Raw genomic sequence first — 22,752 nt, forward strand, 5'->3', positions numbered from 1 at the left:
GACCCGCCACAGAGTGAGTGGACCGCCACACGGCTCGCAGAGATCCAGTGTCCCTCGGGAACCATCCAAATCGACGGGCACCCGTTGCCTCCCCGGTAGCCCGGTGCAAACCCGTCGGCCCTGACTCGGGTGTCAACAAGGCAACCCCGACGGCGTCAATTCGCCGGGTCCGCGGCGCATCGTTACCGCGGCCATCGGGAGGTCAAGACATGGAGCAATACCGGAATCGCCGACACGCCGGCCGGTCACGCTTGCCGGCCGAGCTGTGATTCTTATCGATGACGGGCCGGCAGCCGAAAAGCGACACCAGCTCCCGGCGACCGGTCAGGGGGTTCCCGATTCCCACACGACTCACCATTGTCGGGCATTTGCGCGCACCTGATAGTCCGGCCAGGGAAGTTCGATCGGCGCCTCGAATTCTTTCGGCAGCAATGCGGGCATCGGTTTCTCTTCAGTTCGTCGGTCGAATTCAGCTTTCGCCGCTTCGAGGACTTCCGGCCGATCGAACAGATCGAGGAATGTACCGGCAACGGTCTTTCCCGCAGTGACAATCGTCGGGGCGATCGTCTCGGGGATCCCACCCAGAGCGTTCATCACCCACGACGGGTGTTGGTGCCCGTCTTTCGCTGTTGCGAGGGTCGGGCGAGAAACATAAAAACGCACAAGCGGGGCGTAATGCGACATTTCGACGTAGTCATCGCTCGTCCAATTCCGTTGCCAAGCCGGCATCTGCTCGCGAAGCAACCGTTCCGCCTCGGCCGGTTCGATGAGCTGTTCGGTCTTGTCGAGAAACGGACGATCCGTAGGTTCGTGGCCCAGGCTCTCCTGAATCCTTTGTGCCACCGCGACCGCTTCGGGACCGTATGAGGGAGGACCGACCTGTTCGAGGTTCTCGTACAGCGCCTGCGCCAGGACATGATTCTTTCGTCCTGGGCGGCTTCTTGCGACCCACCTCTCCTCCAGGTCGCAATGGGCCATTGTCGCCGCCGCCGCTGCATTGCGGTCGAGCACCGCAAGGATATGTTCGGCCATATCGACGTCGGGTGTGCGCCAGGAGAACTGGAGTCGTGCTACTCGCTGAGGCAGATTGTCCGCTGTGGCCTGCCCATCGCTGAGGATCGCATCGGAGAAGCTCCAGCCACCGGTGGCCGGAAGCATCGAATCGAGCATGGTCCGGGACGCGGTGTACATCTGTGACAGCGCCACATTTGCTCCCGGCGCCCGAGCTGCGGAGTGTGACGCGGGAATGGGCGAGTTCGGATCCGCCGTCGAGGTCTGCCAGGTTTCGGGGTGATCGCAGACGAAACTGTAGACCTTGGAGTAGTAGGCCCCGCAGTGGGTGTCCCATCGAGCGGTGTTGCACAGGGGAAGCATGTAGAAGGGGTGGAACGAGACGATGGCGTCAACGTCGTCGTAGTAGCCCCGTAGACCGTGGACGACCTTCGAACCGTGCATTTTCTCTGCCGGCTCGCCCGTGTATTTCAGAGTTCCGTGGATCTGATAAACCTCCATGGCGTGTTTGGTGGCCAACAATCCTGCCAGCGTAGAGATCCCTAAGGCCGAATGCGGGTCCGTGTGTCCAGGAGAAAAACGGCTCAGACCCTCGCGCGGAGCCTCCGTTGTCCCGGCAGCCTGGTTGTTTCCCGGCACGGCATCGTATTCGGCGTACGTCAGGAGCGTCGGACCTTCTCCGTTTGACCACACCGCCGAAAATGCCGTCGGCATTCCTGCCGATCCGTCCTCGACCTCGAAGCCTTCATCCTGTAGGAGCTCGACGTACCAACGCTGGGACCTGTATTCGCGCCATGCAGGCTCGGCCAGTTCCCAGATGTGCGTGTGCCATTCGAGGAGTTCGTCGAGGTGCTCGTCGATCCAGGTACGAGCGGTCTCCTTGGCAGCGGAATGCATGGGTGACATTGAGTCTTCTTTCGAATGTTTCAGTCGTGTGGAGGAAAACCCTGGGGCTTCGGGGCATTTACAGGTGAATCGGGTTGGCAGGTCCGTACAAAGCTGATGGCGTTCTGAGCCTGAATTCGCACATAGTCAAGGAGCGTTCGATCGGAGTAGTAGGCGATATGCGCAGTGATGATGACCTCGCTTCGACCCACGAGCGGATGCTCGTCAGTAGGAGGCTCTTCATCGAGTACATCGAGCGCTGCGCCGGCCAGATGCCCGGATTCGAGTGCGGAGGCAAGCGCCGAGTGATCGATGAGGCCTCCCCTGGAAACGTTGACGAGGAAGGACTTATCCGGCATTCGCGCGATGAAATCCGCATCGATCATGGTCTGAGTGGTCTGGCTCAGAGGAAGATGGAGGCAGAGCACATCGGCTTGGGTTTGCACGTCTGCCAGTTCGCACCTGCGGATCCCGAGCCGTTCGATATCCGACTGAACCTCCGCAGTGTTCGGCAAGTACGGGTCGTATCCGATGACCTCAGCGAACAGTGGGGACGCCAAGTGCGCCAATTTCTTCCCGATCCGGCCGAGGCCGAGCACCCCGAGCGTCAGCTCGCTCAACCGACGCGGCGCTACTGGCGCCCGATCGTTCCAGTCCACTGGATTGGCCGAGCGCGTGTAAAACGGTAGCTGACGCAGGCCGGCCAGGAGGATGGACAGAGCATGTGTGGCGACTTCTTCCGTGGCTGCACCAGGAACATTGGTTACCCAGATCCCGTGTTCGGTCGCTGCCTCGACATCCACGTTGTCGGTTCCCATAGACATCAGCGAGATGAGCTTCAGATCCGGCAGCCTTTCGATCATGTCTCGAGTGATCTCTGAGTAGCCGGGTAGCAGGACTTCGGCACCCTGCCCACCACTGACGATCGCTTCAGGGTCTCGCGTTCCGAGTACCCGGACCTCAAATCCGGCCTCTTCGAGCAGTGCGATGCCCGGCGTGATGTCCGTGTCCTCGACATCGGTGTAGACCGCAACCAGTGGAATCGGATTCATCGTGGTCACAGATCCTCCTCGTGGGTGTACATGGCAACCTCAATGTGGATCACCTGCAGACCTCCGGCGGCCACTGCGGAATCTATTGCAGCCGCCAGCTCTGCCTGCGTCCTCACACGAGATCCCGCGCCTCCGAAAGCAGCAGCCAACCCCACCCAATCGGGTTGAACGAGGTCAACACCGATCGGAGCCATGCCGAGATCCGCCTCATTCTGCCTGATCTCCCCGTAGCCGCCGTTGTCGACAACGATCACGGTGACGTCCTGGTCTTGTTCGACCACCGTGATGAATTCCTGCACGGAGAACATCAGCGCACCATCTCCGATCACGGCGAAAGTCGCCCTTTCGGGAGCGGCGATCCGTGCACCGAGAGCGGCGGGCAGTCCATAACCGAGAGTCGCGAAGGTCCCCATGTACGGAGTCGAGTTCGGTCTCGACGCGGAGAAGACATTGAGCAGGCCACCGTAGGCGATCCGAGAGGAGTCGGTTGCCAGAATCGCATCATCCGGCAGCGCAGAAACGATGTCCTCGGACAGCTGAGTGTTCTGCACGGACAATTTCCAGCAATCGTCGAGAGCAGCGTTCAAGAGCTCGACGACCGTGGGCTCCGGGCTCCTTGCCTCGCCGTATCCGAGCTCCTGGACAAGGGCGCCCATCACGGTGGGGGCATGACCGACGAGGCCGAGATCCGCCCGCTGGTTCTTGTTGATCTGCGATTCGAGGATATCGACCCGGATGACGAAACCGGTTGCGTCAAGACGATCAACCCAGAGTTCGGCGTCTCCGAGCTTCGACCCGATGACCAGCAGCACGTCTGCCGACCTGACGTACTCGCGGATCGATGGCAAACGCAGGTTGGAGCCCAGAGAGAGCGGGTGCGTCTCGTCCAGCACGCCTTTGCCGTTGAGCGTTGTGACCACGGGGGCTCCCAAACGCTCAGCAAGGTGCCGCACCTCGGAGGAGGCAGAGCGGGCGCCGCCTCCGGCCAAAATAGTCGGGGACGCGGCCGTGGTCAGCCTTCGTGCCGCCTCGGCAATGGCCTCGGCGTCGGGAGAAGGCACGGGGTCGAATACCAGGGGCCGGAGAACCGTCGGTTCGACCTCGGCGACCTCGTCGAGAAGGTCGAGAGGGATTTCGATGTAGACCGGCCGGGGCCGGGAAGTGGCGAACAGCTCGAAGGCGTCGTGGACGGCACGTATCGCTTCTTCGGCCGTCGTGACGCGACGCGCCCATTCAACGACCGCTGAGGCGGCACCCAATTGATCCTTGGTCTCGTGCAAAGTTCCTGCATCGGCGAACTTGGCTCCACGCGGTTGTCCCGGTGACAGGATGATCATCGGCCTGGATTCGCAGAAGGCCGTGCCTGCGGCCGAAAGCGCGTTGAGCAGGCCCGGTCCGCTGGTCGTGAGTACGACTCCGGGAAGTCCGCTCTGCAATGACCACCCGTCGGCGGCGTATCCGGCCCCTTGCTCGTGTCGGGTCGTGACCGCTCGAATGCCCAAGTCGGTCAGCGGACGGTAGAACTCGAGGTTGTGGGTCCCGGGAATGCCGAAGACGGTGTCAATGCCGTAACCTCTCAGCATCTCCATGACGGCCCAACCGGTGGTCCTCTTCTGCGTCTTCATCGTTCAGGCCTCTTCCGACTGATGACGGCACCGACCGTCAACCCAGGTCTCGAGCACGGGGATTCCTGCTATCTCCGTCGGATCGACGAGCAACGGGTCGTCGCCGAGAATGACGAAGTCGGCGCGCTTCCCGGGGGTGAGCGTTCCGAACTCGTCATCGCGTCCCAGGCTCTTTGCCCCTTCGAGAGTATGTGCCTTCAACGCTTCGACTGCCGTGATCCTCAGGGAGTCGGGACCGAGTTTTGCGCCCCGTCGCGTCACTCGAGTGACCGCGGCCTGGATCGCCTCGAGCGGACGGGGTTCTGCAACAGGGGCGTCGGAGGAAATAGTCGTTGGGACATTGGCTGCGAGGAATTCGCCCAGTGGGTTGAACCGCTCGCCGGGGGTGCCGATCGCCTGTTCGACGCCCTCTCCCCAGTTGTAATAGTGCTGCGTCTGGTTGACGGGGCGGATACCGAGTTCGGACATCCTGGTGATGTCTTCCGGAGTGGGCAGTCCGCAGTGTTCGATCCTGTGCCGTGCATCGGGGTCCGGGTGATCTGTCAGAGCCTGTTCGATGGCATCAACGACCATGGTGATCGCCGTCGGCGATTGCGCATGCGTGGCCGTCTGCAATCCGTTGGAGTGCGCCTTGGACACCAATTCACTGTATTCGCGCGGGTCATGATAAAGCTGACCCGTGCGGCAGGGATCGCCCACGTACCCTTCCGGGAAATATGCGGTCCAACCACCCAGGGTGCCGTCGGCATAGAGCTTGATGCCCGCTACGGACAGGAAGGCATTCCCGAAAGGCCCGGTCAGGCCGAGCTCGATGACCTGATCGAGAAGGTGGGAGAGGAAGTACACGGACACACGAATCTCCAGGGCGCCCCGATCAACCATCTCGAGGTAGGCAGCAAATTCCCGTTTGGACACCTGTGCGTCTCCAAGCGCGGTGACTCCGCCCGCGAGGAATTCACGCTGTACCAAGTCGAGCTGCCGCTGATGCTCGGCCGGTTCGTCGCCAAGATGGAAATTGGGCCCATGATGGCCTATTTTGACCCCGTGCAGGCCCGTGAGCACGTTGCACGCCGCATCGGAGAGCTCCCCGGTCAGTTCGCCGTCCGAATTATGGAAGAACTCTCCGCCCTCGGGGTTGGGGGTGTCCTTGGTGATCCCGAATTTCTCGAAGGTGAAAGAGTTCACGACTCCCCCGTGCCCTGAGGCATTCATGATGTAAACCTCACGGTCCGTGGCGATCTTGTCGAGTTCCTCCTTGGTGGGGTGCCGACGTTCGACGAGGTTCCGTTGTTCGTATCCGAACCCACGGATCGGCACCCCTGCGGGCAACTTTTCTGCGCCCCGACGCATGAGCTCTATGATTTCGGGAATCGACCCGGCGTTGCCGGGAGTGATGTCAATCCACGTCAGCAACTGTCCGTACATGAGGGGATGTGCGTGCGCATCAACAAATCCGGGGACGATCGTCGCTTCTGGGCGCTCGACGCGGACTGGTTCGTATCCTGCCGCGGCCTGCTCGACCTCGGCCAGGGTTCCGACCGCTTCGATTCGGCCCCCCACGATGAACATGGCTTCGGCCTTCGGCTTGTCACCGTCGATGGTGTGAATGTTTCCGGCCGTGATGATCGTCGGTTCAGAATTGCGATCGTCGAATGTGGCGAGCCTGCGCATCATTTCTCTCCTATGGGTTGAAAGGTCGAATTGGTGGAGGTCCTGCTGACGCCCTCTGAATCGGAATACTGGGGTGCGAACGCTGTGCCCAACCAGGCAACGAGCGAAAGGAGTCCGAAGAAGGCGACGACCGACCAGATGCTGTCAGTGGCCGCCAGCAGTCCGCTTGCAATCGCGGGCGAGAGACCACCCCAAACCGCCGCGCCGACGCCATAGGCCAATGACATCGACGTGTACCTTGCCTGGGGCTTGAACATCTGGGCCATCAAAGTCGACAAGGGCGCCCACGCACCGGACAGGGTCAGTCGGACGAGCGCGACCAGGAGGAAGATGAGCACAACGTTCCGGCCCTCGATGGCCAGAATGAGCGGAATCATAGTCAGGAATGACAGCCCGATGCCCAAATACATGATCGTTTTACCGCCCCATTTGTCTCCTAGCCAGGCCAAAGGCAGGGTGACGATGGCTTCGATGAAGGACGCAACCGTCATGGCAGCGAGGATGACCTGAGCACTGACACCCACTTCAGGGTCGGTGGCGTAATTCTGAACGAAACTTGTCGCCACGACGTAGCCACCGGATGACATGGCAACGATCCCGAAGCCGAGCAGAATCGGCCACCAGTTGAACCTCAGCGCGTAAAGAATCGGTGTCGATTGCTCGGCCCCTTCGACCTTGTCTTCGAAAACAGGAGTCTCTTCGACTCGGAGTCGTACCCAGATGCCGACGCCGATAAGCACCAAGGAGAACAGGAAAGGGATCCTCCAGCCCCAGGTCATGAGCACATCGTCGCCCATGGCTGCGAGCACCCAGAAGGCTCCGGAGGACAAGAGAGCACCGAACGGGTTGCCGAGCTGGGTGAAACCTCCGTAGAAGGTCTTCCATTTCTCGGGCGCGGTCTCGACGGCCATAAGGCTGGCGCCACCCCATTCGCCCCCAACGGCCAGTCCTTGGAACATCCTCAACACGATGAGAAGTATCGGACCGAGCATCCCTGCCATGGCATAACTGGGTAAACAGCCGACGAGCACGGTGGCCACGCCCATGACCAAGAGAGTAATTGTCAGTGCGGGCTTGCGGCCGATCTTGTCTCCGATGTGGCCGAAGAGAACACCGCCGATGGGCCGCATGAAGAAGGCAACCGCGTACGTTCCGAACGACGCCAGAGTTCCCAGAGACCTGTCGACTTCCGGGAAAAACAGCTGTGGAAAGACAATGGCCGCCGCTGTGGCGTACACATAGAAGTCATACCATTCGACTGTGGTGCCGACGGCGGCAGCGAAACCTGATCGTAACGCCTTTTTGTGCGTCTTCTCCCGGCCCAGATTCGTGGACGACATGTCGAGCTCCCTTGCTCAAGTGTGGGTTACAGACGTCCTGTAATTGCCCCACTGAATATAGGTGATTTCGCACAATGGGAACACGCTGCATCATGGCGCAAAACAGGTATCTGCCGCGGAAATGAGAAACATTTCGTGCACTTTAGTGACGACCGACGGATAATCCCAGGGCTCTACCAAATTTTTGCGGCTAGTGTTGAGCATAATCAGTTTTTATTGAACAAAAATGTAACGGAGGACATATTGGCAAAGTCGTCGCGGGCCAATCGCCGAGATGGCAAGGATTACAGGGACCTGGATGCCGCTCTCATTCGGGCACTGCAGGAGAACGGCCGGGCAAGCATCCACGAACTGTCACAGATCCTGGCTGCATCACGAGATCTGGTTTCTCAGCGTATCCGCCGTCTGGTGGACGAAGACGGTCTCAAGATCGTAGCGGCGGTTGACCCTGGCCATGCCGGTCGACAAGTGCTGATCCACGCGATGGTCGACATCGACGGCGCCGCCAGACCGGTGGCATCCAAACTGGCACAATTGGCCGACACGGTACTCGTGTCCATGGTCAGTGGAGAGCGTCCCATAGTCTTCGAATCCCGGCACGGGAACCACGAGGAAATGGAAATGCTGCTCGACGAGGTGCGAGCGATCCCTTCCGTCCGTTCCATCCGCATCTCCACGTATGCCGAAGTCGTCAAAGGGTTCTTCGTAGCCAAGACCCGCAAGGAGATCTCCCCGGACCCCATCGACTTCAATATCATCGCAATACTGCAACAGGATGGCCGAACCAGCTACGCCGTGTTGTCCGAAGCAGTCCACCTCTCCCCCTCGTCGGTTCGCGAACGCGTCGCAAAACTCCTCGATGCCGGCGTCATCCGCATCTCCGCCATCCAGCCGGGCGGAATTTCTCGGAGTCGGTTCTCCATCGGCCTTGGGATCTCCGCCCGCGGCAACATCGACGACATCCGCGAACATCTGCGCACCGCACCGAATATTGACTTCGCAGCACGCACCTATGGCAACTACGACTTCATTGCAACCGCCAACAGCCATGTGTCGAGTAAAGTTCTCGAAGTCATTGAGGATCTCAGAGCACTGCCAGGGGTCGCGTCATTGGACTCCTGGACCCACCTTGATCTCATCAAGGAGGAGTACGCCCGCAGAGTGGGGCAAGTTCTGAAACCGTAGAAGGAACGGCCGGGAAAAACACACCCGCCGGAAGATCGCAGAAACCTCGGGGGGTCCCGCCCCAGGAACTATCGCAACCTCGATCAGGGTTCCACACGCACATGGGGGCTTCTAGCGCCCTGCCGGCTACTTCGAAGATCGTTTAGGCCGGACGAGGCGGGTGCTGCATCCCAGTTGGCAGTTTCGAGGGTGTCTCCCCCTTCGCAAGGGGCGTAGGGTTGTTTTATGTCTACTTATACGACAACCAACCCGACCACCGGAGTAACCGAACGCGAATTTCCCTCGCTGGATGAGACGGGTGTCGAGCAAGTGCTCGACCGGTCGGCCAACGCATTCGCTGGTTGGAGGGCGACGCCGGCGGATCAGCGAGCGTCGATCCTGACCCAGGCCGCTGACGCCTATGATGCCCGGAAGGAAGAGCTGGGGCGGCTGATCGCTGCCGAAATGGGAAAACCCTTGCAAGAAGCAATAGGCGAGGCGGAATTGGCAGGTGCGATTTTCCGCTGGTATGCCGAGAACGGCCCGCAGCTGCTGCAACAAGAACAACTCGATCCTCAGGGCGCCGCCGAATCGCTGGTCCAGACTCAGCCGATCGGTTCGCTCATAGGCGTGATGCCGTGGAACTATCCTTACTACCAAGCCGCCAGGTTCGCCGCCCCCAACCTGATGGCTGGCAATACCATTATTCTGAAGCACGCCGAGATCTGCGCGGCTTCCTCGGAAGTGATGGCCGAAATTCTCCACACGGCGGGCGTACCTGACGACGCTTACATCAATGTCTTCGCTTCCAAGGAACACATCGCTGACATGATCGCCGATCCACGGGTGCGTGGCATCTCATTGACCGGCAGCGAACGGGCCGGTTCCTCTGTGGCCGAGACCGCTGGTCGGAACCTGAAGAAGGTTGTGCTCGAACTCGGCGGTTCGGATCCTCTGATCGTCCTGGATGACGCCGATATCGACCGGGTCGCAAGGAAAGCCGCGAAGGCGCGGCTTTCCAATACCGGACAGGCCTGTAATTCTCCCAAACGAATGATCGTGCCGAATGCCCACCTGGATTCCTTCGTCTCCAAAGTCACCGCCGCTTTTAGCGAGGCGCGGATTGGGGACCCCACCGATTCCGAGGTGCAGGTCGGACCGCTGTCTTCCGTTGTGGCACGGGACAATGTTGTGGCCCAGGTCAGGAAGGCAGTCGAGCAGGGCGCGACACTGCATACCGGCGGTCAACCGGTCGATGGACCCGGGGCCTTCATGCGGCCTGCGGTACTGACCGGCGTCACCAAAGACATGGACGCCTATTCTGAAGAAATCTTCGGCCCCGTGGCTGTGGTCTACGGTGTCGATTCCGTCGATGAAGCAGTCGAACTGGCCAATGATGTCGGTTTCGGGCTCAGCGGTTCGGTGTGGAGCCCTGATATCGAGCGTGCCCAGCAGGTGGCAGACAGGTTGGAGGTTGGGATGGCCTACATCAATGAACATGGCACGACCCTTCCCGGGCTGCCCTTCGGAGGTGTGAAACGCTCAGGGTTCGGCCGTGAACTTGGCCGCTGGGGAATGGGCGAATTCGTCAACACCCGGCTGCGTCGCACCGCGTTGAAATAACAACGGCACGCAGGGGAGCATAATTGGTGCCGTTGGCCATTGGCTGGCCAACGGCACCAAGCCGGTGACACGGATCCCCCGGTCCCTCAGAAAGCTCGTGAATTCATTCCGGGGCTTGCGGCTGCCTGCGCCCCGACAGCATTGGTCAGAGGCTTTGTTTAGGCAAAGGCAGACAAGCCCGTGATGCTCTTGCCAACGATCAAGGTGTTCATCTCCCGTGACCCCTCGAATGAATAGATGGCCTCTGCGTCCGAGAAGAGCTTGGCGATTTCGTACTCGAGCACGATGCCATTGCCTCCGAACAGTTCGCGACCCCACGCCACTGTCTCCCGCATCCTTGTGGTGCAGAACGCTTTGGCGAGGGCCGCCTGCGCAGCCGTGTCCTCACCGTTCTCGGCCAGTTGTCCCATGCGGATGACCATCCCGAGCATCGCGGTGACGTTGCTCAGCATTTTGACCAGCAAGTCTTGAATCATCTGGAAACCACCGATCGGTTTGCCGAACTGGACTCGGGTGGTTGCGTAATTCCTGGCTACCTCGTAGGCGCGCATGGCGACGCCGGTGGCTTGCCATGCCACATCCCCTCTGGTCGCGCGCAGGATTTTCGCTACGTCTCGGAAACTGTTGATGTTCTGAAGACGGTTTGCCTCGGGAACACGCACATCCGATAGTGTCAGATCGGCATTTTCCACGGTTCGCAAAGAAATTTTCCCCTGAATCTTCTCTGCCTGGAATCCTTCGGTGCCTTTTTCGACGACGAAGGCTTTGACCTGGTCGTCTTCGGTATCTCGAGCATAGACCACCACGAGATCCGCGAAGGTACCGTTGCCAATCCACCGTTTTGCGCCGTTGAGAACCCACTCGTTGCCTTTCCGGGATGCGGTCGTACGCATCCCCCCGGCTACGTCGGAGCCTCCCTCGGGCTCGGTCAAGGCAAAAGCGCCGATGCTCGACATGGCCACCATGTCAGGCAGCCACCGCTGGCGCTGTTCCTCGTTGCCCCCGCCCGCAATGGACCCCATAGCCAGACCCGTATGGACTCCCGCGGCCACGGCGAATGACGGGTCGGTCTTGTTCATCTCGATTCTGATGAAACCCGCAAGCAGTTCGCTGCGAGGCTGCGCAGGGACCGTGCTGTATTCCGGGTAGCGTCCTTCGGCGACTCCGAGCGGTGACAACTTCTGGAACAGTCCCTGCGGGAACTGCCCGGCATCCCACGCTTGCTCGGCGAGAGGTTTGATCTCAGTGGCCAAATAGCGCCGGATTCCCTCCAGCTCGGTCTGCTCCTGCTCGCTGAGCAGCGACGCATAGTCGAGGAAGTCTGATGTTGTGTTTGCGGGCTTAGACATGACTTGTCCTTTTCATTGATGCTCTCGGACCCCTCCGATGACATCGGTCGGGTGTCCCGTTGTGCTTCACCGCTGTACGGGACGGGTTTGGACCCGTCGGTTGTCCTGCGTGTCGCAGTCTCCATTGCTGTTGCCTCGGAAAATCCGGGGGCCGCTCTTTTCCCACGAGACTCCGGTGAGGGCAAGACGGAATGCGCTGGCACCCCCAGGGGAGTAGAAACTGCTGTTCGGTCTCCGCAGTTCTCAGACTGTCAGCGGCCCTTCCACCGAGGCTCCCGACGCTCGGAAAACGCGGCGATGCCTTCGGCAAAATCCTCCGATTGCTTCAGCCTTTCGACGATCTCGGTCTGGTTGGCGAAAGCCTCAGCCTCCGAGGAGTTGTCCGCCAAACGGACGACGTCTTTGACCGCTTCAAGTGCGAGCGGAGCATTGGAGCAGATGGTTGACGCAAGCTCGAGTGCAGCTTCCAGTGCGTGCCCTTCGTCTGCAAGGCGGTTGACCAAGCCGAGTTCCGAAGCTCGCTGGGCGCTGAAGGTCGCCCCAGTCAACAGCAGCTCCATCGCCAGATGGCGAGGAATGCGCTGAGGCAACCGAATCGCCCCACCGCCTCCCGGGATCAGCCCGCGCTTGACTTCGGGCAGGCCAAGAGTTGCCGTGGTGGAGGCGACGATCAGGTCGCAGTTCAAGGCAACCTCCAGACCACCGCCCAGTGCGTAGCCTTCCACCGCGGCAATGATCGGCTTTGCAGTGACAGTTTGCACGAACCCCGCAAATCCATGTTCGGGAAGGCTGACCGGTTCATGATCAGCTGCAGCCTTGAGATCCATTCCAGCGCAGAAGGTCCCTGCGGCACCCGTGATAATGCCGACTCGCAACACCGGATCGGTTTCCAGCTTCTCAACCGCGGCCCGTAGCCCGCGGGCGAGGTCCGCGTTGACGGCATTTTTCTTCTCCGGTCGATTCAGAGTGATGACCAGAACGGAGTCTCTTGCTTGCGTTTCTACAGCTTGCTTCATGCGACTTCACTTCCTTCCGATGTGATGTCGACTGTATGCAAAGTAGCGGTCTGTTGCGACAATTCCGCCAGAACGGCTTCTGTGTCCGCTCCCTGAACGGGGGCAAGACGACGCACGGAAGCTGGCGTTTCCGAGAACCGCATCGGAATACCGACGACCTTGGTCGGGCCTTCGGTGGGGTGCTCCGCGGCATCAAGGAGATGACCGGAACGGACGTATTCGTCCTCCGCGGCGTCGTCCAGATTGAGCACGGGACCGAACGGGACATTGTTCTCAGAGCACACCGCAGACCACTCCTCCAGACTCAGGGCCGAGATGCACTCGTCGAGTCGCGAGTTCATCAACTGACCATGCTCCCTGGGGCTAAAAGGGGTCTCGTCGAGCAGAGGGTCGGTGGCCCAGTCGTCCCTACCCGCGGCGGCAAACACGTCTTTGAAGTTCTGACCGGTGTAAGGCAACACGACGGCCAGACGGCCATCTCGCGTCGTGCGAGCGTAATGTCCCTTGTTCAGCGACAGCGGGAAACCCGTGTCGCTCAATGCTGGATCGAAAGACTTGCCCTGAAGGTGCTCAACGAGAGTAAAGGCAATCATCGTATCGGCCATGGGCACTTCCACGAGCTGTCCTGGGCCACCATTATTGCGGTTGTACAACGCCGCCAGGGCGCTGTAGACCATCGTGAGGCCCGATACCTTGTCTGCGATGATCGTCGGCAGAATAACCGGTTTCTGGATATCGTCCGCGCGGTTGGAGACGTCCAATATTCCGGACGCCGCCTGAATCGTCTCATCGTATGCGGCCAGATTCGCACGATCCGAATCGGAACGAAAACCCTGTGCATGGACATAGACGAGATGAGGAACCGCATCCTTGATCGCTTCATAGTCAAGTCCCAAACGGGATAGAGCAGAGATGCGCATGTTAGTGATCAGAATATCGGCGGACTTCAACAACCCCATAGCGGCCTCGTGACCGTCCTCGGATTTCAGATCCAGGTTGATACTGCGTTTATTTCGGTTGACGTTCAAGTGCAAGGGTCCCATTCCCGGGGTTCGGGCATAGAGGCCATTGCGGGCGCTATCTCGTGGCGATTCGATTTTGATAACATCTGCACCCAGATCGCCGAGAATTTGCGCCGCATAGGGGCCCATCACGACTGTCGCCATATCAATAACACGAACTCCCGAAAGAGGGCCCAAATTGGTGTTATTCGAATTATTCGAGAACTGCTTTTCCACTGTCTCCCCTTCACAACTCATGGAATGACTCTAACGCTCTTGGTGACAGTCGCGGAGGTTTAAATATCACCAATGGGAGAATAGTATTATGACCACAGCGATCACGGTCCGGCCACAGGTAACGCAGGTCGATATCAACCGAAGTTGGGGTTTATCGGATCGAGGTGCGGAAATGATTTCGGGCTGCGTCGACCAAATCGTGAAACGGGTTCTCAGGACTCTCCGACGAAGTATTCATCACTAAACCGGTCGCCAACTTCGGCGCAAAATCGTTGAACGGCAGTGCGGTCACCAAACCTTGCCTGATCATGTCTCCGTGAGCATTATGATCCAGTGTCGTCAACGCGCAAGCATTGCCGTTGGCAACCAATTCGGCCGGACTCGAATAATCTCCGGAGGAAAGAGTCACGTGGTCCACCAGACCGGCGGCCGTCAAACGCACGGCAATTTGTTCGAAATACGTTGGAGACAAGGACATCGGTGGTTTCACGAAAACCATTCCGGACAATTCTGAAATGCTGATCGATTGCCTTTTGGAAAACCGATGTGACGGGAGCAGGAGACCCACATCTTCGCTAAATATTTGCTCACACGTGACACCCGGACCTTGGGCGGGAAGATGGACCAGTGCGAACCCCAAAACCTTCGATTGGACCGCACGAACCAGGTCGTTGCTACCACCCGGCCATCGTTCAATGGTGAATTCGTGACTGTTTTCGAAAGCGAACTCCGAAAGCGCTCGGTCGACCTTGGGATGCAGCCACGGAGGCACTCCTATCGAGAAGCGTGGGACCGCAGTTTCGTCGAGCTGCTTGAGACGCGTTCCGAGGGTGTCGAAGTCCATGAGGGTTTGGCGAGCCATAGGCAAAAGCGCGCGACCGTGCGAGGTGAGCGAAACGTTTCTCGAATCCCGTTCGAATAACTGGAGGCCGAGCTCGCGCTCAAGATCTTTGATCCTTTGGCTCAATGGGGAGGTAGCCATGTGAAGGGATTTGGCTGCGCCCGAGAAACTCAGGTTCTCGGCTACTGCGACGAAGTAGCGCAGGTGGTATACCTCCATAGGTTGTCACTGTACCAAGCCGAGGACCGGCAAGGAGCTGTCTTATCCCTCGGCCGCTACTCTCACGGCGTCATCGACCGGCCGATTCGTTCCGCAGGCGTTAGGCACAGTCTCACAGCGACGTTTTCGGGCCCTGGAGGGAACACGCAATGTGTTTCCCCGCAGCGAATCCGCGTGTTATCGCCGGACCAAGAGTCGAACCACCGGCGGGATATGCTCCCGCAAACACCGTCGCAGATACGTTCCCCGCAGCGTAGAGCCCCCGGATCACTGACCCGTCGAACCTTATGACCCGCCCGTGGTGGTCGGTCGCCAAGCCACCGGATGTTCCCAAGGCGCCACAGTGAACCGGCACCGCAAAGTAGGGTGGTTCGGCAAGGGGCGCAAGGCAGGGATTCGGGGTGACGGCCGAGTCTCCGAGGAAACGGTCCTCGGCGGAGGAACCTCGGCCGAATGCGCGATCGATACCCGAAGACGCATCAGAGTTGAAAGCCTCCACCTCGTCGACCAGATTTTCCGGTTCCACACCGATCCGTTCTGCCAATTCCGCCAGGGACGAGGCCGCAATCATCCATTCGGCAGGTTTGCCCGGGGGCGAACCGGCCACAGGATAGTGCTCCATGTAGCGCTGATCGAAAATCAGCCACGCCGGCTGCCCTTTCGGCTCGAGTCGGTGTTGATCGATGGATCCCATCACCAACGACGCGTCGTGGTAATTCAGTGCCTCGTTGACAAATCTTCGCCCGTCATTTCCGACGGTGATCGAACCGGGCAGCGTCATTTCCACATTGCCCATCCTCCCTGACGGCCTCCCGTCATAGGTCTGGTCCGGAGGGGCAATCACGGGGACACCCCAATACGTCGTCATGGACGCCACGGCCGCACCGATACGGAGGCTCTGCAGCAGACCGTCTCCCTCGTTCGACGGCGCGGAGATCGGCACGATGGGGTGAGGCAAGAACGCATTCTGGAGCTCAAGATTCCACTCGAACCCCCCGGAAGCCATCACGACGATCTCGGCCTCAATGCTTTGGTTCCCCACCGTCACGAGCCACCGACCGTGTTCGGTCTGTTCGAGGTCTGTCATGCGTGCATTCGCAAAGACCGTGACGCCGCGGTCCAGGGCAGAGACCAGCAAACTGCCCGCAAGGGCACCTCCCATGGTTCGCACCCCTTGTTCAGAGCGTCGATGGAGAAGATCGGCATCGGGGGCCGCACCGTCAAGACCGTCCCGTTCCGCCATGGTCAGCAACGGGAAGTAGCTTGACGGTCGCAAGGCCTCCCGCAGGCCGTCCACGGAACCGACGTCAAAGGCGTCATTGTCCAGGCTTCGCCCGCCCCGGGTCGCCCCCTCGAACTCGAGGTGGTAATCGGGACGCGCCAACGGGGTAAGACTTACACGGGTCTTCTCGACCAACCAGTCGACGGCCTCCGCAGAACAATCCACGTACCACTCGACGTCTTTTCGACCAATCTTCGCGCCCGTAGCCGCAGTCAGATACTCGATCGCGTCCTCACGAGAATCCTCGTAACCGGCTTTCACCCCGAGGGAATTTGCAGGGGCCCACAGGACGCCTCCCCCAACGGCGGTCGTACCACCGAGGTGGTGGGCCTTTTCGAGGACAACGACGTCGTGGGTGCCGTCAGCCGCTCTCGTCGCGGCGGTCAGACCGGCCGCGCCGGAACCGATGACGACGATGTCTGTCCGATCCGGCAGGTCACTCATGGGTGAGGTGATCATGAAGCCTCTTTCGTCGGCATGTCGATGAGAATCTTTCCGATACGACGACTCGTGTCACGCATGGTTTCAAAGGCTTGGTTCAAGTCCCGAAGATCGAATCGGTGAGTGATCAACGCGTCCACCGTCTCGGGGTATCGGGAGATCAGGTCCAGGGCTCTCGGGATGAGCCCACGACTGTTGCGACTGCCCAGAAGGGATATTTCCTTGAACGGGAGGAGGTTCAGAGGGAAATCCGCGGGACGGGTGGAGATGCCCACCTGGACTACACGCCCGGCGGGTGCGACCACGTTGATCGCATTGCCCAGTGACGACGGTACGCCCGTCGCTTCGATGACGAGCTGCGGACCGTCCGGAGCGGAGCTTTCCAGAGCCGAAGCGAGATCGGCCACGGGAAATTGTTGCTCGGGGTCGATCAGCAGTGTCCCATCGGCGCCGAATTCTCGTGCGAACTCTAAGCGATCGGGGATTGTGTCCGCGGTGATGACCGTAACCCCCAGGTCGTGCAATGCCAATGTCGCCAACAGCCCGATAGGCCCCGCACCCAGGACAAGGGCAGATTCCCCCTCGATCGCTTGTCCTCTGGCGACCGCCTCGAGAGAGATCGCGGTCGGCTCCGCGACGGACCCCAGTTCCGTCGGCATTCCTTCCGGAATACGGTGCAAGCGCGCGGCGGCGACGGAAAGATACTCGACGAGTCCGCCGTCACGGTAACAACCGAAAACGGTCAGATAGGGGCATACGTTGTCGTGACCCGATCGGCACGCCTGGCACTGACCGCAGGCGATCAACGGGTCCACTGCCACGCGATCCCCGACCTCAACGGTCTCGACGCCCGGAGCCACCTCGGCCACCGTTCCGGAAATCTCGTGGCCCTGGACAAGGGGCAGCTCAGAGGCGTAGTCGTCCTCGAAGATATGAAGATCGGTCCCGCACAATGTGACGTGCTCGATGTGCACGAGCGCTTCTCCGGAGGACACGGCCGGGAGGGGGACCGTCACATAATCAAGAGTGCGCGCCGCAACGGTCCGAACCGCACGCATGGTCTCGGTGGTCATGAGGCATCCTTGCTCGATGCGAGGCGGTCCGCACCGAATTTGGGGGTCCAAGTCCGGATGGTGCGTGCAACATAGCCGCGCTGCTCGAACGGCTCCTGATCCATGACCTCCTCGACTGCAACCGCGGAGTCCGCCCGGATGATCAGGAGCGCGCCTTTGTCGCCACCATCGACGTCGGTCGGCCCGGAAACCACCAGGCGCCCGGCGTCGAACTGCTCCTGCAGGAATGCCAGATGCTCTTCCCGATGCTCCGCACGACCGGCTTCGGATCCCTCGGCGTAGCGGTAGCAGACTGCGAAAAGTCCCATGTTGATTCCTCAATTCATTAGGAGAAAATATGCGTTGAATCAGCTCGAAGCACAGCCTCGGACACCGACCCGATGATCAAGGTGACGGCCGTTAAGGCCGCCGCCCTTCAACGAACATCCTCCGGGGAGAAAACAAGACAGGACAATACCTTTCGCTCATTAATTAATAATGAGTCCGATACTGTGTACATATCGGCACATAATCTTCGGAGGGGCCAGATAATGGAACTGCGGTGGCTGGAAGCGTTTGTCGCGGTCGCGGAGGAGCTTCACTTTGGACGAGCCGCGGAGAGATTGCACGTGGCGCAGTCTCCGCTGAGCCAAGTTATTCGCAAACTGGAGAAAGACGTCGGCTCACCGCTTTTCAAGCGGAGCACTCGGACCGTGGAGCTGACGGCTCCGGGGCAGGCGTTGCTTCCGTACGCATACCGAATCCTGCGAAGCTTGAATAACGCTATGGACGCGGCCCGCAGCGCGGAAGGCGTACCCACGGGACGATTTACCCTTGGGTTCTCAGGGATGCACAATCACGACACTCTCCCCCGCATCACTCGAGCCCTGAGAGAAGATTTTCCTGGTGTCGAGCTCAACCTCGTCGGCGGAATCCGCACCTTTGACGGCATGCGCCAAGTACGCAACGGAGACTTGGACGCCAGCTTCTTAGGCATCATCGGCGACGTTGCCCCGCCATTACGGGCTCGCGAAATCTCTCGCCACCACTTGGGGGTGGTTGTGCCGACGGATCATCCGCTCGCGTATCGGGACGCGGTTCCGATCCAACAATTGCGTGGAGAGTCTTTCGTCATGGGCCCGGTCGACGGTAACTCCTCGATGACCGTTGCTGCCCTACAAATATGCCACGCGGCCGGATTCCAACCCCAAATAGCACAAGCCGTCAGCGATCCGTTCCTCATCGTGTCCATGGTGGCCGCCGGGGTCGGCATCACGATCTTGCCCTCTGAGGTTCTACCGATCCTGCCCGAGGCAGCAAAATGGATCGAGCTCGAGGGTGATCCTGTGCCGTTCAGACACGGAGTCGTATGGTCCGAGGACAACGAGTCCGAACCGCTTCAGGCATTCCTCACTGTCCTGGACACGGTCTTCCCCGAGCAGATACTCCAGTAATTATGTTCCGGACCCACATAGTCCGAGTGTCATTAAGTCTTGGATTTTAACAATCTCTCTACATACTCTCGTAAGGTATCGCATGTCACACCTAGTCAGGTCGTTCATCTGAGAACTTCCGGTGTACCCCAACCAGGGCGAGAAGGAGACCACGATGACGACGGAGTCGTTGAATCCGAGCAAGATATACAGTGAGAAAAGGCGCCGAAATGCCCGCACCGCGGCCATTTCAGGATTCGCCGGAAGCGCCCTGGAGTACTACGACTTCTTCATTTTCGCGACGGCGGCAGCTCTGTACCTTCAAGACTTGTACTTCCCAGGAGGCGGAACCACCGGACAGTTGTTCTCCTTGGCGACCATCGGCGTGGCTTACATCACCCGACCGCTCGGCGCGCTGCTCTGGGGCCATCTGGGCGATGTCATCGGTCGCAAGAAAGTCTTGATCATGGTGCTCATCCTGATGGGTGCCTCCACATTCGTGATCGGACTGGTCCCCACGTATGCATCCATCGGTATCTGGGCCCCGATCATTGTGGTTGTTCTGCGACTGGCCCAGGGACTGTCCGCCGGTGGTGAGTCCCCCGGCTCGGCCTCGCTGACCATGGAGCACGCACCCGACCATCGCCGGGGATTCTTCTCGAGTTGGACACTTTCCGGAGTCACCTTCGGAATCGTCCTGTCTTCAGCGGTTTTCATTCCGTTGCAGGCCCTGCCCGAGGAATCTTTGATGAGCTGGGGCTGGCGCGTGCCATTCCTGCTTTCCGCGTTGGTCACGGCAATAGCTTTAGTATTGCGCCGAACCCTTGATGAGCCCGAGGAATTCACAGAGACCAAAGAGCTCGACCTGGTCGTCAAGGTTCCTGCATTCGAACTATTCCACCGCCATCCGAAGACCCTTCTGCTGGTTACGGGAATGACCCTTTTCACGATGGTCAACACCATCATCAATGTCTTTGCCCTCGCTTACGGCTCCAACGTGGCCGGTATCCCCAGGCAGGACATGCTGACCTTCGTCAGCGTCGCCAACCTCATTGCCGTTTTCGCGCTGCCACTATGGGGCATGCTCTCGGACAAGATCGGCAGAAAGCCGGTATTCATCGCTGGAATCATCGCCCAGGTGATTCTGGTCTTCGCTTTCTTCTGGATCCTTGCCGGAAGCGTCACGGCTAATATTTGGTGGGTTTGGATTGTCGGAACCCTGCTGATCGCCGGCGGCTACTCGATGAGCAACGCGGTCTATCCCGCATACTTCCCCGAACAGTTCCCCACCAACGTGCGCTACTCCGGCATGGCGATCTGCCTCATGATCGGTCTTCTCCTGGCCGGATTCACCCCCGCGATCGCTGAGTCCATCTCGGGCCCGCACCACAATTGGTTCGGCGTAGCCCTCTTCTCTGCGATCTGCATCGCCATCTCCGGAGCCTGTGCTGCCTTTAGCACGGAAACGTACCGGACCCCGACCTCGGAACTCGGCCGACACCGCGCTTGAGCCTCGCTGAGATCCCCGATCCACATTTCCGAGCCACGCCACAAGGCTCTCGCCCCGAACGCTCGCGCCCTCAGCCGACCGACCATTCATTCCGCCGAACAGACGCTCACGACCCAGCGACGCCGGCTCCGACATCCCCTAGTCGAACAAAGCACCACCGCAACCCAAAGATCATGGAGGCTATAGCCGTGGACCAGCTCGAAGAAGGAAAAGTTCCGGAGGTGTGGGACGAGGAATACGACCTGGTGGTCCTGGGGACCGGGGCCGCCGGGTTGTCCGCGGCCGTCACGGGAGCCTGCGAAAGACTCAAAGTCCTGGCGGTCGAGAAAACCGATTACATCGGGGGTACGACGGCATACTCGGCCGGAACCTGCTGGGTCCCGAACAACAGGTTTCAAGTTGCCGCCGGAATCACCGACGACTCGGAGAAGGCCGAGCACTATCTGGACCAGTTAGTCGGAGACAAGTCGGATAAATCGATGCGCCAGGCCTACCTGGACAATGGGCCCAAGATGCTCAAATACATGGAAAAACTGGGGGTCGGATTCCTGCACTCGCCAAACGTCGTCGACTACCACTCCGAACTGCTCGAGTCCGGCATGACCGGACGCGCACTGGAGCCCAAACCCTTCGATGGACGTCGCTTGGGACGGGAGAACTTCCGCCGCGTGCGCCGTCCCGTGCCCGAATTTTCCCTGATGAACGGGGAACTCATGGTGCGACGCCCCGAGGTCAACACCCTGTTGGGATTGTTTTCCAAGAAGGCCGGGGCCACGGTCAAGGCCGTGTTCACGGCACTCAGATTGGGCATGCGGTGGGCCGTGGACCGCCTGCATTACCCCCGCGGGACCCGTCTGGTCATGGGCAACGCGCTGGTCGCAGGCCTTTACAACCGACTCCTCGAGATGGACGGGGCGGTGTGGCTCGACGCCCGTGTCACGCGGTTGTTTCGCGAAGGTCCCGAAGAAGGCGGCAGTGTCGTCGGGCTCTGTGTTCAGTACGAGGGACGAGAGATCGCGGTCCGGGCGACGCATGGCGTCGTACTCGCTGGTGGTGGATTTTCGCAGAACCCACAGATGCGCGAGAAATACATGCCGGACCCGACACCACAGTTCTCGCGGGCCAACGAAGGTGCGACAGGAGACACCCTGAAGCTTGCGACGTCGATCGGGGCGCGGTTGGGCAATGACAACCGGGAAAATGCACTGTGGTTTCCTTCCTCGGTCGGCACGCGCAAGAACGGTTCAACGGCCGTGTTTCCCCACATTTGGGACCGCGGGAAGCCGGGAGTCATGGCCGTGAACGCGAGGGGACAAAGGTTCGTGGACGAATCGACGTCGTATCACCGGTTCGTCCGTGCAATGTACGCACATGAGAGCGTTCCTGCCTGGCTCATCGTGGACTCGAAGGCCCTGGCCACCTATGGCCTGGGCATGATCACGATGCCGCACCTACCCCGTATCGCCTTGAAGAAGTACGTCAATTCAGGGTATCTGCGTCAAGGAGCGACTCTCAGGGAACTGGCCGAGAGCATCGGTGTCCCTGCCGGTTCTCTGGAGAAGACCGTCGAACGGTACAACGGTTTCGCGGAAATGGGCAAGGACGAGGACTTTCACAAGGGCGAGTCGCTATTTGGCCGCGCGGCCGGAGATCCCGAGCACGAGCCCAATCCGAATATTGGGCCGGTCTCCACGGCTCCTTACTACGCAATTCGCGTGGTTCCGACCCCCTTGGCAACGTCGTTCGGTGCGTCCATCACAGAAAAGGCACAGGTCCTGGACGAGTCGTGGGATCTCATCCCCGGCCTGTATGCCGTCGGCAACGATGCCCAATCCGTATTCAGCTCCGAATATCCGGGCGCCGGTACCCAGGTGGGAGCCGGAATGACTTTCGGCTGGGTCGCGGCTCAGGATGCCGCAGGCCGAACCTCGACGTTGCGACCGGCCCACGGGCGTTCCCACGCAGGGAGAAAGCGCGTGAATGACGGTCAAAACCGCTGA

The 22,752-nt window shown here is 60.0% G+C and carries 17 protein-coding genes; 5 read left to right on the forward strand and 12 right to left on the reverse strand.

Annotated features, from left to right (window positions below; all coding sequences use genetic code 11):
- Positions 1-351: 351 nt before the first annotated feature.
- The 5 genes from EWV35_RS05215 to EWV35_RS05235 are packed head-to-tail and all read right to left on the reverse strand — an operon-like array spanning position 352 to position 7,584.
- Positions 352-1,917, reverse strand: coding sequence for a zinc-binding metallopeptidase family protein (locus tag EWV35_RS05215; protein WP_129658785.1), 1,566 nt, complete (start codon positions 1,915-1,917; stop codon positions 352-354).
- A gap of 20 nt (positions 1,918-1,937) precedes the next feature.
- Positions 1,938-2,948: a C-terminal binding protein gene (locus EWV35_RS05220; protein ID WP_129659606.1), complete on the reverse strand. Its 1,011-nt coding sequence runs from the start codon at positions 2,946-2,948 to the stop codon at positions 1,938-1,940.
- 5 nt (positions 2,949-2,953) lie between these two features.
- Entirely contained in the window at positions 2,954-4,573 is a 1,620-nt protein-coding gene (locus EWV35_RS05225) for a thiamine pyrophosphate-binding protein (protein ID WP_129658787.1), read from the reverse strand.
- A gap of 3 nt (positions 4,574-4,576) precedes the next feature.
- Complete coding sequence (locus EWV35_RS05230) at positions 4,577-6,244, reverse strand: amidohydrolase (protein WP_129659609.1); 1,668 nt, start codon at positions 6,242-6,244, stop codon at positions 4,577-4,579.
- Positions 6,244-7,584 carry an MFS transporter gene (locus EWV35_RS05235; protein ID WP_129658789.1) on the reverse strand — a complete coding sequence of 447 codons (1,341 nt, stop codon included), beginning with the start codon at positions 7,582-7,584 and terminating at the stop codon, positions 6,244-6,246. The genes EWV35_RS05230 and EWV35_RS05235 overlap by 1 nt, the downstream gene beginning before the upstream one ends.
- Before the next feature lie 243 nt (positions 7,585-7,827).
- Between EWV35_RS05235 and EWV35_RS05240 the strand changes: the two genes are divergently transcribed.
- Both EWV35_RS05240 and EWV35_RS05245 read left to right on the forward strand, forming a co-directional pair.
- Complete coding sequence (locus EWV35_RS05240; protein WP_238654171.1) at positions 7,828-8,769, forward strand: Lrp/AsnC family transcriptional regulator; 942 nt, start codon at positions 7,828-7,830, stop codon at positions 8,767-8,769.
- 225 nt (positions 8,770-8,994) lie between these two features.
- Positions 8,995-10,371: an NAD-dependent succinate-semialdehyde dehydrogenase gene (locus EWV35_RS05245; RefSeq protein WP_129658791.1), complete on the forward strand. Its 1,377-nt coding sequence runs from the start codon at positions 8,995-8,997 to the stop codon at positions 10,369-10,371.
- Positions 10,372-10,529: 158 nt separating this feature from the next.
- Here the strand turns inward: EWV35_RS05245 and EWV35_RS05250 are convergent, their stop codons facing one another.
- The 7 genes from EWV35_RS05250 to EWV35_RS05280 all read right to left on the reverse strand — a co-directional run bounded on the left by EWV35_RS05250 (position 10,530) and on the right by EWV35_RS05280 (position 18,138).
- A complete protein-coding gene (locus EWV35_RS05250; protein ID WP_129658793.1) occupies positions 10,530-11,720 on the reverse strand; it encodes an acyl-CoA dehydrogenase family protein in 1,191 nt (396 codons plus the stop codon).
- 251 nt (positions 11,721-11,971) lie between these two features.
- Positions 11,972-12,736 (reverse strand): crotonase/enoyl-CoA hydratase family protein, encoded by a 765-nt coding sequence (locus EWV35_RS05255; RefSeq protein WP_129658795.1) that lies wholly within the window; start codon positions 12,734-12,736, stop codon positions 11,972-11,974.
- The gene (locus EWV35_RS05260) at positions 12,733-13,995 is read right to left on the reverse strand and encodes a CaiB/BaiF CoA transferase family protein (RefSeq protein WP_129658797.1); all 1,263 of its coding nucleotides are present in this window, start codon (positions 13,993-13,995) and stop codon (positions 12,733-12,735) included. Before EWV35_RS05260 ends, EWV35_RS05255 begins: the two co-directional genes overlap by 4 nt.
- 130 nt (positions 13,996-14,125) lie before the next feature.
- Positions 14,126-15,034 carry a LysR family transcriptional regulator gene (locus tag EWV35_RS05265; protein ID WP_129658799.1) on the reverse strand — a complete coding sequence of 303 codons (909 nt, stop codon included), beginning with the start codon at positions 15,032-15,034 and terminating at the stop codon, positions 14,126-14,128.
- Between the two features lie 112 nt (positions 15,035-15,146).
- Positions 15,147-16,775, reverse strand: a complete 1,629-nt coding sequence (locus tag EWV35_RS05270) for an FAD-dependent oxidoreductase (RefSeq protein ID WP_129658801.1) — start codon at positions 16,773-16,775, stop codon at positions 15,147-15,149.
- Complete coding sequence (locus tag EWV35_RS05275; RefSeq protein WP_129658803.1) at positions 16,772-17,830, reverse strand: zinc-dependent alcohol dehydrogenase; 1,059 nt, start codon at positions 17,828-17,830, stop codon at positions 16,772-16,774. The genes EWV35_RS05270 and EWV35_RS05275 overlap by 4 nt, the downstream gene beginning before the upstream one ends.
- Complete coding sequence (locus EWV35_RS05280; protein WP_129658806.1) at positions 17,827-18,138, reverse strand: YciI family protein; 312 nt, start codon at positions 18,136-18,138, stop codon at positions 17,827-17,829. Before EWV35_RS05280 ends, EWV35_RS05275 begins: the two co-directional genes overlap by 4 nt.
- A 222-nt stretch (positions 18,139-18,360) precedes the next feature.
- Here EWV35_RS05280 and EWV35_RS05285 point away from each other — a divergent pair, with 222 nt between their 5' ends.
- The 3 genes from EWV35_RS05285 to EWV35_RS05295 all read left to right on the forward strand — a co-directional run bounded on the left by EWV35_RS05285 (position 18,361) and on the right by EWV35_RS05295 (position 22,752).
- On the forward strand, positions 18,361-19,263 hold the full coding sequence (locus EWV35_RS05285) for a LysR family transcriptional regulator (RefSeq protein WP_165168357.1): 903 nt from the start codon (positions 18,361-18,363) through the stop codon (positions 19,261-19,263).
- Positions 19,264-19,417: 154 nt separating this feature from the next.
- Positions 19,418-20,752: an MFS transporter gene (locus EWV35_RS05290; protein ID WP_165168359.1), complete on the forward strand. Its 1,335-nt coding sequence runs from the start codon at positions 19,418-19,420 to the stop codon at positions 20,750-20,752.
- Between the two features lie 173 nt (positions 20,753-20,925).
- On the forward strand, positions 20,926-22,752 hold the full coding sequence (locus EWV35_RS05295; RefSeq protein ID WP_129658810.1) for an FAD-dependent oxidoreductase: 1,827 nt from the start codon (positions 20,926-20,928) through the stop codon (positions 22,750-22,752).

Origin of the sequence: Rothia uropygialis, from assembly GCF_004137765.1 — a bacterium.
Lineage (GTDB): Bacteria > Actinomycetota > Actinomycetes > Actinomycetales > Micrococcaceae > Rothia.

Coding starts and splice junctions, on each gene's coding strand:
- EWV35_RS05230 (WP_129659609.1), bottom strand. CDS start 6,244: ATGCGCAGGCTCGCCACATTCGACGATCGCAATTCTGAACCGACGATC.
- EWV35_RS05280 (WP_129658806.1), bottom strand. CDS start 18,138: ATGGGACTTTTCGCAGTCTGCTACCGCTACGCCGAGGGATCCGAAGCC.
- EWV35_RS05285 (WP_165168357.1), top strand. CDS start 18,361: ATGGAACTGCGGTGGCTGGAAGCGTTTGTCGCGGTCGCGGAGGAGCTT.
- EWV35_RS05250 (WP_129658793.1), bottom strand. CDS start 11,720: ATGTCTAAGCCCGCAAACACAACATCAGACTTCCTCGACTATGCGTCG.
- EWV35_RS05260 (WP_129658797.1), bottom strand. CDS start 13,995: ATGAGTTGTGAAGGGGAGACAGTGGAAAAGCAGTTCTCGAATAATTCG.
- EWV35_RS05215 (WP_129658785.1), bottom strand. CDS start 1,917: ATGTCACCCATGCATTCCGCTGCCAAGGAGACCGCTCGTACCTGGATC.
- EWV35_RS05225 (WP_129658787.1), bottom strand. CDS start 4,573: ATGAAGACGCAGAAGAGGACCACCGGTTGGGCCGTCATGGAGATGCTG.
- EWV35_RS05265 (WP_129658799.1), bottom strand. CDS start 15,034: ATGGAGGTATACCACCTGCGCTACTTCGTCGCAGTAGCCGAGAACCTG.
- EWV35_RS05295 (WP_129658810.1), top strand. CDS start 20,926: ATGGAGGCTATAGCCGTGGACCAGCTCGAAGAAGGAAAAGTTCCGGAG.
- EWV35_RS05270 (WP_129658801.1), bottom strand. CDS start 16,775: ATGATCACCTCACCCATGAGTGACCTGCCGGATCGGACAGACATCGTC.
- EWV35_RS05245 (WP_129658791.1), top strand. CDS start 8,995: ATGTCTACTTATACGACAACCAACCCGACCACCGGAGTAACCGAACGC.
- EWV35_RS05220 (WP_129659606.1), bottom strand. CDS start 2,948: ATGAATCCGATTCCACTGGTTGCGGTCTACACCGATGTCGAGGACACG.
- EWV35_RS05290 (WP_165168359.1), top strand. CDS start 19,418: ATGACGACGGAGTCGTTGAATCCGAGCAAGATATACAGTGAGAAAAGG.
- EWV35_RS05255 (WP_129658795.1), bottom strand. CDS start 12,736: ATGAAGCAAGCTGTAGAAACGCAAGCAAGAGACTCCGTTCTGGTCATC.
- EWV35_RS05275 (WP_129658803.1), bottom strand. CDS start 17,830: ATGACCACCGAGACCATGCGTGCGGTTCGGACCGTTGCGGCGCGCACT.
- EWV35_RS05235 (WP_129658789.1), bottom strand. CDS start 7,584: ATGTCGTCCACGAATCTGGGCCGGGAGAAGACGCACAAAAAGGCGTTA.